The organism is Sphingobacterium sp. SGL-16 (assembly GCF_011043515.1).
In the GTDB taxonomy this organism is placed as follows: domain Bacteria; phylum Bacteroidota; class Bacteroidia; order Sphingobacteriales; family Sphingobacteriaceae; genus Sphingobacterium; species Sphingobacterium litopenaei.
Genome location: NZ_JAAKGQ010000012.1, coordinates 65,913 through 78,414, shown reverse-complemented (window position 1 = coordinate 78,414; position 12,502 = coordinate 65,913). Strand labels below are relative to the sequence as shown.

Genomic DNA, 12,502 nt, shown 5'->3' with positions numbered 1-12,502 from the left:
TACTATAAATATATGAAAATCAATCGATTAAACCAAATTATGAGGCGTTGAAATCAAAAAAAGAGACTGTCCATTTTGAGACAGCCTCATTTCAACACATGTTTCACACCTTCGAAAGTCATTTTGACTGGAATGATTTTTCCATCTTTGTCAAATTTCATTTCGTCTATACAGGTAACTCTATCGTGTGCACTTGTTTTTCCTAAAGGTCTTCGGTGATACACAATGTAATATTTTTCTTTATTAGGAATTTTGATAACCGAATGATGTCCAGCACCAGTAGCAATATTTGGGTCTTGTTCGAGAATGGTATTTACCCTTTCAAATGGGCCTAGAGGATTATCCGCAATTGCGTAAGCTACTTTATAATCAGGTCCAGTCCATCCACCTTCTGACCACATAAAGTAATATTTTCCGTCTTTGATAAACATAATTGGACCTTCTACATAATCTTTAGGAGTAACCTCTTTATAATATGTTCCATCATCAAAAGGAATCAATTTAGTAAAATCAGAACTTAATTTCACCACATTGCAATGTTTCCAACCACCATAATACATATAAAATGTGCCGTCCTTATCCTTAAATACAAACTGGTCAATAGGTTGGGCGCCATTGATGATATCACTAATTAATGGTTTTCCTAATAAATCTTTGTATGGCCCCTCGGGTTTGTCTGCTACAGCTACTCCAATTCCGCCTACTTCTCCTTGATGGACATCATTGGCTGCAAAGAAAAAATAATATTTCCCATTATTCTCAATTACTGAAGGCGCCCACATCGCACGCTTTGCCCATTTTATTTCTTTATTGTCTAAGATATTAGCATGTTTAGTCCATGTAGCCAAATCTTTCGAGGAAAAGGCATCAAACTTAATTTGTTCCTCATAAGGTGCCGAATATGTAGGATAAATCCAGTAGGTATTATTATAAATAATTGCTTCAGGATCTGCATAATTTCCTGGGAAAACGGGGTTTTGTTGACTAAAAGCATTTAGCTCTAAAAAAAGAAATGTAACGAGTATCAAAAATTTTCTCATAAAATTTAAGGGTTGGTTTATAGAGATAGTAAATATACAATCTTAAAGATATTTCTGCTTATTATGTTCGTAAAATATTGATTACAACATGTAGGATGGAGAAATTAAAAAACATGATTAAGGTCTATTGATCTCAGATATTTTGTTAATTTAGAATAATGAAACTGTTTATCGAACTAATTAAATTTCTCCGATATCCTAAAGACGAACAATACGAAATTTCTTTTAGACAAAAACTAAGAATATTCGGTATTCTTTTGCTTTTTGAAATAGCCATTCTTTGTTTCCTAGTTTATCCTATTTATGAATTTGTCAATTATATAACTCCTTTACGAGAAGCGGCTGTATTCGAAGATTATACTTTGATAACAAGCATTCTTATGCTTGTTTTATTAGTGCCGTTAATTGAAGAATTCTTTTTTAGATGTATTTTAAGATATTCAGGTTTAGTTGCTATTATAGTGAGCAGAGAATCATGGGATAAAATTTTTCCATATTTGGTGCATATATTATCACTTTCTTTTGGAATTGTTCATGCTTCCAATTATGATAATAATGATACTATATATTATATTTTTATTCCTTTTTTGTTTCTGTCTCAAATAACTGGAGGATTAATAATCTCATTTATTCGTGTTAAACTAAATTTTTGGTGGGGTGTATTATTTCATTCGAGCTGGAATCTTTTATTTGTTATTTTATTTCCATTAATTGTTTCATTATTTGATAAACCATTTGTTCAAGAAGATAATCGATATTCTTTGGTGATAGAAGAGGTGCCATTTTTTAAATCTAATAATCCAAAAATTCTTCAGATAAAAAATCAAAATGATACCATTTATTTGATATCGCTAAAACAGCAAAGTTTTCAATCTGTGTTGGATACGCTATATGGTAAGGGAAGTTATTATACGGATCCCATACTTATTAATTTATCGCTCCAATCTGAAAAAGGAATCCTTAAAAATGAATTGTTGAATGTTATTAAAGATGAATATGATATTATTTCTTTGGAAACTTTGAAGAAAATTAAATAAGTATCAACGGATATAAATTGATAAAATAAAGACGTAAACCCCTCAAAATATATGATACGATAGAAGAAGGGCTATTGCTTATTCTCATTTATAGTTCCCAAATAATACGTGTCATTAAATCACCTCTTGAATTTTCATGGGATAAGGGTATACCTCCTACAAGTCCAACCATTAAATTGTGTCTTACAGCAACTTTAACTTGAGGTCGCAGATAATCATGAAAACCATTTCCATCAATATCCATGTTATTTTCTAAGCCTATGAAGTTTTTTGTATTCGGAATAACATACAAACAGCTGGCATTTATTGTGGCTCCAGTCCCAATCATATGTTCTTTATAATCATTATCAAAAACAGGTCCAGTATATAATATGGTGTTAAAATTATGGAAGTTTTTAGCAGCTATAAATACTGGATTCATTCGCATTCCCGTAAATATGTTTCCTTGATTGATAATTCCTTAAATGTGTTCAATTCAAACTCATGAACATAAGCGAATGCCATTGATAATTTTCTGTTCTCATTTACCAAAAATGTATACTGAGAAGCAAGTTTTAAACCTTCTATTTTATTTCCTGGCAAAGTGAAATGAGTATTGTCTTTATTAAGTTGGTTAAATGAGAATGGTACTTCGACTTCCATACCTAATCGGTTCGCAATAGCCCATTCATACTCTACAAATCCGTAGAATTCATTATAATGCTTGTGGTTGTTTCTTCCAAAACCAACATTTATTTCTGCTTCGCCTTTTCGTGAGCCTAAATCTCGCATTAAATCTATATACAATGGTTCGGCATGATCTACTTTCGGAGGTAATTTAGTTAAAGTAGTGTCTTTTATGGAATGATTTTGATTATTCAACTGATTTTGACCAAATGTCGTTAGTGATAGAAGAAGCAGTAAAATCGTATAATTAATTTTCATAGCATTATTTTACGACAAACCTATTAGCAGAATTGGGAATAAAATGGGAATAAAACTTATTTAATAGAATAAGTATTGGTAAAGAGGAGTGTTTTTTAGATTAAAACCTTTAATAAGTAAATTTTTCTAAAAACTTTGCATAAAAAAAGCCCGACATTACTGTCGAGCTTTCGTACCTAGGGCGGGAATCGAACCCGCACTCCTTTAACAGGAACAGGATTTTAAGTCCTGCGTGTCTACCAGTTCCACCACCTAGGCAACTCTGGAGCGAAAAACGAGATTCGAACTCGCGACCCCAACCTTGGCAAGGTTGTGCTCTACCAACTGAGCTATTTTCGCTTTTTTAAGTCTTTCAAGTTGTCTGGACATCGCGTCCTTCCGATTTGATGATGCAAATATAGAGCTATAATCTAGTTTTGCAAAATGTTTTTGAAAATAAAATGGCTTTTTTTTAGTGTTTAAAGCCATTTGTTTGATTATCAGTGAGAATAATTTCTAAACACATTCCTTTCCGACAAAATCATTAAAATTTTTCCTTAAAGAGATGAATAAACGAGATTAAAATGTAGTTTATGCTAAAAAACTGTTTTTATAAACTGTTTTGGGTTTAAATTTTAGCTTCGTGATAACAAAATATTCAATTATTAAACTTTTTAATTAGATTTTATGAAAAAAAATATCATTTTTTCTTGTTTTGTATTAAAATATTTCCATTATTTGTCTTGTAAATTTGTTTAAATTGAAATTTAATCAATAAAAACATTGAAATGTGTAATTTATTTATGGTGTTTTGTGATAATTTCAAATTTAAATACTTAAAAAGTGAGAAATTAACCTATTAATACAAACTAAACACAAAATTTATGAGAAAAAAATCTTTACTTTTATCGTTATTTATGATGGGTGCATTTGCTTATGCACAGGAAAGTACAAGTGGATTGGAAATTTCTGGTTCAGCAGACGCGTATTGGAAGTATGATTTTGCAAAAGGAGAAAATATAGGAACATACTTTGCCAGTGATCATAATTCTGTTTCATTAGGAATGCTTGCATTAGGATTGAAAAAAACAACAGGAAAGGCTTCTTTTGTAGGAGAGTTATCTTTTGGTCCAAGAGGTCAATATCAATCTCTACTTAATGGAGACGGCGTGGGTGCTAATGAAAGTAACTCATTTAATATTCAAAATTTATATGTTGATTATGCTTTCTCCGATAAATTTTCGATGACTGCAGGTTTTATGGGAACATTTGTGGGATATGAAGTGATTTCACCAGCTTCAAATTTTCATTATAGTACTTCTTATTTATTTGGTGCGGGACCCTTCCAAAATGCAGGTATAAAAGGTACTTATGCTTTCTCAGATAAAGTATCTTTAATGGCTGGTATTTTCAACGATTGGAATGAATACAAAGATTTAAATGGGGTATCACATTTTGGAGCTCAATTGAGTTTAGCGCCTGTTGATGGATTAAGTATTTATGCTAATTTCCTTACTGGATCATCTGTAGGAGGAGAAGATAATTATTCATCGGGTACTATTTATGACTTAGTAGCTAGTTATGATGTGACGGAGAAATTCTCTTTAGGGTTGAATGCAGCTGATTATACATTTAAATCAGAAGGTGGATATCAAGGAATAGCATTATATCCAAAATTTAGTGTAACAGATTATGCAGAGATTGGGGTTAGAGGTGAGTACTTCGCAGAGAAAGAAGTTGGTGGCATTGAAGGTGACAAATATACTTCTTTTACATTAACTGGTAAATTGACGCATGGGGGATTAGCATTTATCCCAGAGTTTCGATTTGACTCAAGTGATGCTAAACCTTTCTATAAAAGTGATTTCGTAACACCTACTAAATCAGCTTCACAATTTTCATTAGCCTTAGTGTACTCTTTTTAATAAAATATAAAAGTGTTATAATTAGTCAAATTGGTTTTATAAATGGAGAAGGGATTTTGATTTATCAAAATCCCTTTCTAATTCGTCTTACTCTGCAGTTTTCTTAAGGTTTTCTAATTCCTTTCGAAGTGCTTCAATTTCCGCTTTTTGTTCTTTAATAGCAGCAACCAAAACAGGGATTAAGTTTTCATTATTTACTTCATCATATTGAAATGCTTTTGTTGCATTTTTACCTGTTTTGTAAATTTTAGCTTGCTTTGTTATTACCTCGGGAGAAGCATTCGCAGTAGTGAAACCATATTGTTTGCTTTTTGGTAATTCAAAAGCTTTGTATTTTTCTGTATTAAAATTGAAAGTTACAGGCTCCAAGCTATTTAGTACCGCAAAAGGTTGAGAAATAGTCTGAACATTTACTTTTAGTTCTTTTTCTTCAATTTGTTGTGCGTTTGCAGTGTGTGCAAACCCCATAATAGCGCCAATAATGACAATTGATTTTATAGTCATATTTATATGATTTTATAAATGAAATATTTGTTTTATGTTTTAAAAATGGAAAATTTAAGCGTTAAGCTTTTGCATTTGGAGGAGGGTAATGCATTTGAAAATAGCGAAATGGCAAACTACTTTTTCTTTCGTAAAAATCCAGTTTTAAACTCGTAGATGTAAATAAAAAATTAAAGTTAGATTGAATAAATACTTCTATTTCATTCATCTTCTCAATCTCCTTGGTTTCTTTTTCCGTTGAGAACGAATCCAATATCTCAATTTCTTGAGAGATCGCCTGAGTAACTGCCGAAGTCATTTTATATGCAAAACAAGTCAATAATATTACGGAGAGTATGTATTGAACCAATTGTTTTCGCATATGATTAAAGTATTATTTTTTTCTTATTTCCGTAAAAATAAATAAAAGTTGCTTTTTTCAAAACAGTTATTCTGTTACATTTTTGTCATATAACACGCTTTATAACAGCTTTAGCCTTTCGAAAATCAATTCATTTTCATAACCTTTGGACTGTATGTAACGTAACAATTTCGATTTCTCTTCGTAAGATAAATTGCTAATTGCTCTTGTAGCTTTTTTAAGTATAATTTGATCCAGCTTTTCTATATATTCGTCATAATCGATCTCTTTTAGTGCAATTTTAATTAGGGGAGCTGATATCCGCTTCGATTTTAAATGTTGAGTTATTTTTATTTTTCCCCAATCTTTCATTCTAAATTTCCCACGAACATAGGCTTTAGCAAAACGTTCTTCATTAAGAAAATTGTCAGAAATCAAATTAGCGATGATGTTTTCTACATCTTCTTCATGCAATCCCATCTCGTAAAGTTTGTCCCTAACTTCTTGTTGAGGACGTTCTTGGTAAGCACAATAATTTTCAATCTTCAGTTTGGCCTGATGAGGAGTATATTTCTTTTTATTTCTTTCGAAATCTTCCATGTTACAAATCTTGAAAAAATGATAGACTTATTAAAAAATAATGGTGAAATTTGTTTTGAACAAACAAAGCTATGTACGTTATCTCAGATATAATCAAGCACCTGGTGCCGATTAAAACTTTTCTGGCAAATCCTAATTTAACTTTTGATATTTTATCATATGACACACGTAAAATAAGAACGGGTGAAAGAAGTTTATTTTTTGCTTTGCAGGCACAGCAGGACGGGCATAAATTTATAACAGATGGATATCATAAAGGCGTGCGCAATTTTGTTGTTTCAGACCTTAATTTTTCCGTTGAATCTTATCCAGATGCAAATTTTATTTGGGTAGAGGATACTTTGCGTGCAATGCAAGCATTAGCTGCTATGCATCGTAATGAGATTACAATTCCGATTATTGGGATCACTGGAAGTAATGGAAAGACTATTGTAAAAGAATGGTTGGCACAATTGCTCAAAGAAGAAAAGAAAGTATACCAAAGTCCAAAAAGCTACAATTCGCAACTAGGTGTTGCACTCTCGTTGTGGAATCTGACTAATGAGTATGATGTCGCCTTGATCGAAGCGGGGATAAGTACCGTGAACGAGATGGATTATTTACAAAAAATGATACGTCCGACATGGGGAATTCTGACATCTTTGGGTACTGTGCATCGTGAAGGTTTTCCATCCAAAGAAGAAAAGTTAAAAGAGAAATGGAAGCTTTTTGATAGTGCGGAAAAAATAATCGTTCCTTCTGATCAGATTCCTGAAAATTTTTTAAATGCAAGAAAGGTTATTAGTTGGGGTAATTTACTTGCGGATAAACTTCAAGTACTAAAATCTGGAATTTCAGGTTATTCTACTCATTTAATTTTAACATACGGGGGTAAGGAGTTTAATATTGAAGCACCTTTTACGGATAAGGCTTCTATAGAGAATGTGCTTACTTGTATACTTGTTCTGTTGGAATTGGGGTATAATTCTGAGATCATTAAAGAGCGTGTTTCTAGATTGAAGCATTTAGATATGCGTCTTCAGTTGAAGAAAGGAAAGAATAATAGCAGTATCATTGATGACACGTATTCTAATGATTTGGCTTCGCTGAATATTGCTTTGGATTTTTTGAATCAACAAAATCAATTCGATAAGAAAAAGTTAGTTTTAAGTGATTTTGAAGGAGAGGAATGGACTGAAAAATTCCAAACAAAACTGAATAACTTATTATCAACGGTGATTTTGGATGAAGTTATTTTAATCGGAGAACGTTTCAAGAATTTTAAATATTCTTCAAACGGTACCGTTAGAATTTACGAAACTACCGATGAGTTATTAGCTAATTTAACGCAATTGAATTTTTCAAATGCTGTAGTGTTAATAAAAGGGGCGCGTAAATATAAGCTGGAAAGTCTAAGTCGTCGTCTGACTGAGAAATCGCATGAAACAATTCTGCAAATTAATTTGAAGTCCTTGGAGCATAATCTCAAACAATACCGTTCTAAAATAGATGCTTCGGTCAAGATGATGGCTATGGTTAAAGCTTTTTCGTATGGAAGTGGTTCCTTTGAGGTGGCTAATATTTTGCAGTTTAATAATGTCGATTATTTGACAGTGGCGTTCGTAGATGAGGGGAGCGAATTGCGACGTGGAGGAGTTAAATTACCGATAATGGTGTTAAGTCCCCACGAAAGTGCTTTTGAAGATATTATTCAGTATAAACTTGAGCCTGAGATATATTCGAAGCGTATACTTAAAGCTTTTGTTAAGTTCTTAGCTGACCGTGAAATTACAGCTTATCCTATCCATATCAAATTAGATACTGGAATGCATAGACTAGGTTTTATGGAGAACGAAATAGACGATCTTTTAACTACTTTAAAATCTCAAAATCATGTCAAAGTCCAATCGGCATTGTCACATTTGGTTGGAGCAGGTGCTGAAGAATTCAAGGAGTTCACAGAACAGCAAATTTCACTGTATAAACATCTTAGTGAAAAGATTAGATCTGCCATTGGGTATGATTTTATTCGCCATATTTGCAATACTTCTGGTATAGTACATAATCCTGAAGCGCATATGGATATGGTACGATTGGGGATAGGCCTGTATGGTTATGATATGAGTCCAAAAGACCTTAATCTGGAAGAGGTAAGTGTACTGAAAACAACTATTACGCAGATAAAGCATATCCCAAAAGAAGAAACTATTGGTTATGATCGGAAAGGTGTATTGACTCGAGATTCAGTCATCGCGACAGTGAAAATTGGCTACGCCGATGGATATAACCGTCGTTTTGGAAATGGGGTGGGTGAGATGATGATTAATGGTCATCTGGTTAAGACGGTTGGAAATATCTGTATGGATATGTGCATGTTGGACATTACCGACATCGAAGCTAAAGAAGGGGATGAGGTGTATGTGTTTCCGGATGTAGCTTTGGCAGCGAAACGCATAGGTACAATTCCTTATGAGTTACTAACAGGAATATCATCACGTGTTAAACGTGTATATTATTACGAATAAATCTAAATCATTATATGTTTAAGAAGCTTTTTCAACGAATTTTATATTATCTGATCAAGGGAATATTAGTAGTAGTACCTGTCGCAGGAGCTATATTTTTAATTATATGGATCTTCGCGTCGTTAGATAATGCACTCAATATTTCACAGCATTTTCTGGAAGATGAGCAAGGTCATCCTTTATACATACCAGGAATAGGTTTACTTACGGTTATATGTATTCTTATATTGGTTGGATTTATCTTTACGACTTTTGTGACTGCTCCTATTCGTCAATGGTTGAGTCGTACGATCAATCGTATTCCGTTATTTAATACGTTATATTCTTCTATAAAAGATTTTACAGAAGCATTTGTTGGCGACGCTAAAAAATTCAATGAACCGGTCTTAGTTCAAGTGAATGAAATGGGCTTAAAGAAAATAGGTTTTTTGACACAACGTGACTTATCTAGAGTAGGTTTGGATAGTGAAGTAATCGTTTATTTTCCTTACTCTTATTCATTTGCTGGACAGGTAGTTGTTGTAGAGTCTAGGTTTGTTGAAAAATTGAATATGTCCGCAACTGATGCTATGAAATTAGTGGTGTCTGGTGGTGTTTCAGGATTAGAATAATATGGCGAATTTTATCTCCAAATTATTTCAAAAAACGCCACAACTCGATGAAGCTAAATTAGCTTTACAAGCTCAAATTAGCATTCAAAATGCCGTTTTGGATAAACATTTAGTGGCTTTGGCTGTTCAACAGAATAGATTGCAGGCAATAGAAAGCCTTATTTCTTTGACAACTGTTGTGGATGAAAGCAACTTAAGAACTCTACACGATGAGATTAATCTTTTGAAGGAATATGTACTGGCATATAAAGCTTTAAAAGGGGAGAATTTTTTCATTACGTTGCAGAATAATGTTGACGAATCAAGTGATTATAAAATTTTTCCTTTTGTGCTTATTCCGTTAGTTCAGAATGCTATAGTAAATGGTTATACAACGATGGAAAAATATCCAATTCGGATCAAGTTAAATAGCATTGGCGATACATTTAAAATCGAGGTAAGTAATAGAGTAAATCATTATATCGCGAATCAAGAAGATACTGCGCTTATCGATAATTTCAAAGCACGTTTGGAACTGATATACCCAAATAAGCACAGTTTGTTCATCAATAGTAACAGTGCTACATTTAAAGCTACATTACTCTTAATATAGGGCTATATTTTTACGTATTTCTTTTGTTGCAATCTTTATTTTAATTTATCATTTATTTATATTTACTTATAAAGAAAAACAAGGTCGGATTTAAATCTAGAAATATTATGATAGGAACATTAATAGAAAAAGAAGATATAGTAAACCACAAAATTTTAGCAGCCGAAGTAAACAGATCCGAGGAATTAAGAAGTAAATTGACAGATGCACAACGATTGGGTAACGAATTTAAATCTAAGGCATCTATAGTATTTAATACAGTTGATGGCCCCTTGCGTGTAGAAACGACAGTGTGGTCAGTCACTGATCGATATGTTCAAATCAAAAGTGGCGTTTTAATTCCTCTTGCAGCCATTATTCAAGTGGAATTTTAGATAATTTGTAATTTAAGCCCTTCAAATTTTGAAGGGCTTTTTAATTATTCAACAGGCGTTACTGATTTTTTGGTATGATTGACATCCAATACAGGAACGAGCCCTTCAGCAGGCATATAAATGATTTGTGGCAAATCACCTTTATCTGCCAATTTCTCTAATGTACGAATGAAGAGATATTGATTATACGTAGTATTCAGCGTTCCATTTTCTAATTTCATCGCTTCAGCCATACCTTTAGCACGCTCAATTTCGGCTTGTGCATTCAGTTTTTCAGCTTCTAATCTAGCTCTTGCTTCCTCAATCAATATTTTACGGTTTTGTTCTGCTTTAGCCATTTCTGCTTTACCAGCCATTTCCTGTTGCCATACATTGTAGAGTGGAAGTCCAAACATCAAAATGATGATGATTAATACGACTATCCCAATAATTATCCCTATAGGTTTTGAACTTTTCATATACGTACCTTACTTTTCTATTAATTTCTTATTATAACTCATTTTATACATATCAAATCCTTCAGCCCAATAATCTTTATGTCGCTCTAATAACTTGAATCCATTCTTTTCATAAAAGGCATAGGCATGTTGTGAAGTACGCACAATGATGGACTTAATATTTTTTCTAGTCGCAATTATTTCCAAACGGTGATTTAATAGTAATGTTCCTATACCTTGTTTGTGGAACCCTATATCTACTACATCCCAACTGATCTTAGCCAGTTGTTTTTCCCTGTCGTAATTAATTCCAGCGCCCGCAATAATTTTATCCTCTAATACGGCTACGAAATAGTCTTGGATTTCGGTCTCTAAATACGTTTTGTAATCTTCAATTTCAGTTACGGCAAAGTATTCAGGCGTATTGTTTTTTATGATTTGCAATAATGCGGTACTATCTTCTGGTTTGAATTTTCTTGTCAAAATAGCACTATCCATAATTCCATTATACTTTGTCGGAAGATACTAAAATTATTCTAAAAAATGAAATGAGAAGTAATTTACAGGCTCCTATAATGAAAGAAGAGCGTTCCTTAAGAACGCTCTTATATTTATAAATTTGGGTTGTCGATGATTTTGCCAAAATTATAACTGGCAAACCTTCCCGCATCTTTTGGATGAACAACGTCAATTTCTTCATGCCCCCATGGCCAGCCACCAAATTGCGTTCTGCGGTATTCTGCAAAAGACTGGTCTAATTCTTCTTTAGTATTCATGACAAAAGGACCGTAAGCTGCCATAGGCTCATTAATTGGTTCTCCTTCTAAAATTAATAATTTAGCTCGTTCTGAACCGTTTTTAATGATAATTTCCTCACCTCCCTCTAAATCTGCTATATAGTTAGGTTGAAGACTATAATCTTCAATTGAAACCACCCCTTTTCCATCATAAAAGAATAAAAATCTATTCATAGTATCTGATACAGCATTTAGAGTGTATGAAGCATTTGGTGCTAAGTCTATTAAAGCCACCCCTACATGATGATTAGGATCTTTTGCCCAAGAGTAGGGAAGAGCTTCTATGGATTTTACACCATTATATTCACCTAGAATCACTTTCACTTTTGCCTCGTCACCGACTTTTGCTACAGGAATCTTTTTGTGCCAAAGCATTTTATATTGAGGTTCTGTCATTTTGCTGGAAGCTGGCAGGTTAAGCCAAATTTGGAATAAGCGCAACGGATTTTCTTTGTCTTCGTGAATCAATGGAAACATTTCGCCATGCAATACACCTGACCCTGCACTCATTAATTGTACATCACCTTCACCATAACGACCTTTTGAGCCTTTTGAATCGAAGTGATCGGCATAACCTTCCTCAGCTATCGTAATAATTTCAAATCCTCTATGTGGGTGAAATGGAAAACCAGGAATTTCTTTACCATGATACATGCGCCATTCTGCATTACTATCAAAATCATTACCCAAATTTTTACCATCCAAGGACGCTTTAGGACCAAATTTGCCATTGCCTTCTGGGTATTTGTCATAATGGTATGCACCCATAATAAATGGATCGCCAATAGGCATTGGACCTGTCACTTTTTGGATATTTTTAACTTTCATTTTTAAGCCT

Annotated in this window: 15 protein-coding genes and 2 tRNA genes; 6 read left to right on the top strand and 11 right to left on the bottom strand. The window is 33.1% G+C overall.

Annotated elements, in window-relative coordinates; translation table 11 throughout:
* Window positions 1–86: 86 nt before the first annotated feature.
* Window positions 87–1,040 (bottom strand): glycoside hydrolase family 43 protein, encoded by a 954-nt coding sequence (locus tag G5B32_RS06505; protein ID WP_165290735.1) that lies wholly within the window; start codon window positions 1,038–1,040, stop codon window positions 87–89.
* Window positions 1,041–1,297: 257 nt separating this feature from the next.
* Between G5B32_RS06505 and G5B32_RS06500 the strand changes: the two genes are divergently transcribed.
* Complete coding sequence (locus tag G5B32_RS06500; RefSeq protein ID WP_165290734.1) at window positions 1,298–2,077, top strand: CPBP family intramembrane glutamic endopeptidase; 780 nt, start codon at window positions 1,298–1,300, stop codon at window positions 2,075–2,077.
* A gap of 88 nt (window positions 2,078–2,165) precedes the next feature.
* On the opposite strand, the gene G5B32_RS06495 is transcribed toward G5B32_RS06500, so the two are convergent.
* The 4 genes from G5B32_RS06495 to G5B32_RS06480 form a co-directional block, all read right to left on the bottom strand.
* Complete coding sequence (locus G5B32_RS06495) at window positions 2,166–2,498, bottom strand: hypothetical protein (RefSeq protein ID WP_165290733.1); 333 nt, start codon at window positions 2,496–2,498, stop codon at window positions 2,166–2,168.
* A complete protein-coding gene (locus G5B32_RS06490) occupies window positions 2,495–3,001 on the bottom strand; it encodes an HAEPLYID family protein (RefSeq protein WP_165290732.1) in 507 nt (168 codons plus the stop codon). The genes G5B32_RS06495 and G5B32_RS06490 overlap by 4 nt, the downstream gene beginning before the upstream one ends.
* A 173-nt stretch (window positions 3,002–3,174) precedes the next feature.
* A tRNA-Leu gene (locus G5B32_RS06485) sits at window positions 3,175–3,259 on the bottom strand.
* Between the two features lie 5 nt (window positions 3,260–3,264).
* Window positions 3,265–3,340, bottom strand: a tRNA-Gly gene (locus G5B32_RS06480).
* A 524-nt stretch (window positions 3,341–3,864) separates the two neighbouring features.
* On the opposite strand from G5B32_RS06480, the gene G5B32_RS06475 reads away from it, so the two are divergent.
* Window positions 3,865–4,905 carry an outer membrane beta-barrel protein gene (locus tag G5B32_RS06475; RefSeq protein WP_165290731.1) on the top strand — a complete coding sequence of 347 codons (1,041 nt, stop codon included), beginning with the start codon at window positions 3,865–3,867 and terminating at the stop codon, window positions 4,903–4,905.
* Between the two features lie 87 nt (window positions 4,906–4,992).
* Here G5B32_RS06475 and G5B32_RS06470 read toward each other — a convergent pair whose 3' ends face one another.
* The 3 genes from G5B32_RS06470 to G5B32_RS06460 all read right to left on the bottom strand — a co-directional run bounded on the left by G5B32_RS06470 (window position 4,993) and on the right by G5B32_RS06460 (window position 6,349).
* Window positions 4,993–5,409 carry a tail fiber domain-containing protein gene (locus G5B32_RS06470; RefSeq protein WP_165290730.1) on the bottom strand — a complete coding sequence of 139 codons (417 nt, stop codon included), beginning with the start codon at window positions 5,407–5,409 and terminating at the stop codon, window positions 4,993–4,995.
* Window positions 5,410–5,470: 61 nt separating this feature from the next.
* Window positions 5,471–5,770, bottom strand: coding sequence for a hypothetical protein (locus tag G5B32_RS06465; RefSeq protein WP_165290729.1), 300 nt, complete (start codon window positions 5,768–5,770; stop codon window positions 5,471–5,473).
* Window positions 5,771–5,869: 99 nt separating this feature from the next.
* Window positions 5,870–6,349 (bottom strand): regulatory protein RecX, encoded by a 480-nt coding sequence (locus G5B32_RS06460; RefSeq protein WP_165290728.1) that lies wholly within the window; start codon window positions 6,347–6,349, stop codon window positions 5,870–5,872.
* Between the two features lie 71 nt (window positions 6,350–6,420).
* Here G5B32_RS06460 and G5B32_RS06455 point away from each other — a divergent pair, with 71 nt between their 5' ends.
* The 4 genes from G5B32_RS06455 (at window position 6,421) to G5B32_RS06440 (ending at window position 10,430) form a co-directional block, all read left to right on the top strand.
* Entirely contained in the window at window positions 6,421–8,853 is a 2,433-nt protein-coding gene (locus G5B32_RS06455) for a bifunctional UDP-N-acetylmuramoyl-tripeptide:D-alanyl-D-alanine ligase/alanine racemase (protein WP_165290727.1), read from the top strand.
* A 14-nt stretch (window positions 8,854–8,867) separates the two neighbouring features.
* Complete coding sequence (locus G5B32_RS06450; RefSeq protein WP_165290726.1) at window positions 8,868–9,464, top strand: DUF502 domain-containing protein; 597 nt, start codon at window positions 8,868–8,870, stop codon at window positions 9,462–9,464.
* Between the two features lies 1 nt (window position 9,465).
* Window positions 9,466–10,056 (top strand): hypothetical protein, encoded by a 591-nt coding sequence (locus G5B32_RS06445; protein ID WP_165290725.1) that lies wholly within the window; start codon window positions 9,466–9,468, stop codon window positions 10,054–10,056.
* Window positions 10,057–10,163: 107 nt separating this feature from the next.
* Complete coding sequence (locus G5B32_RS06440) at window positions 10,164–10,430, top strand: hypothetical protein (RefSeq protein WP_190301400.1); 267 nt, start codon at window positions 10,164–10,166, stop codon at window positions 10,428–10,430.
* Window positions 10,431–10,474: 44 nt separating this feature from the next.
* On the opposite strand, the gene G5B32_RS06435 is transcribed toward G5B32_RS06440, so the two are convergent.
* The 3 genes from G5B32_RS06435 to G5B32_RS06425 all read right to left on the bottom strand — a co-directional run bounded on the left by G5B32_RS06435 (window position 10,475) and on the right by G5B32_RS06425 (window position 12,492).
* Window positions 10,475–10,888: a hypothetical protein gene (locus G5B32_RS06435; RefSeq protein WP_165290724.1), complete on the bottom strand. Its 414-nt coding sequence runs from the start codon at window positions 10,886–10,888 to the stop codon at window positions 10,475–10,477.
* A 9-nt stretch (window positions 10,889–10,897) separates the two neighbouring features.
* A complete protein-coding gene (locus G5B32_RS06430; RefSeq protein ID WP_206366810.1) occupies window positions 10,898–11,365 on the bottom strand; it encodes a GNAT family N-acetyltransferase in 468 nt (155 codons plus the stop codon).
* A gap of 113 nt (window positions 11,366–11,478) precedes the next feature.
* On the bottom strand, window positions 11,479–12,492 hold the full coding sequence (locus G5B32_RS06425; protein ID WP_165290723.1) for a pirin family protein: 1,014 nt from the start codon (window positions 12,490–12,492) through the stop codon (window positions 11,479–11,481).
* Window positions 12,493–12,502: the final 10 nt, after the last annotated feature.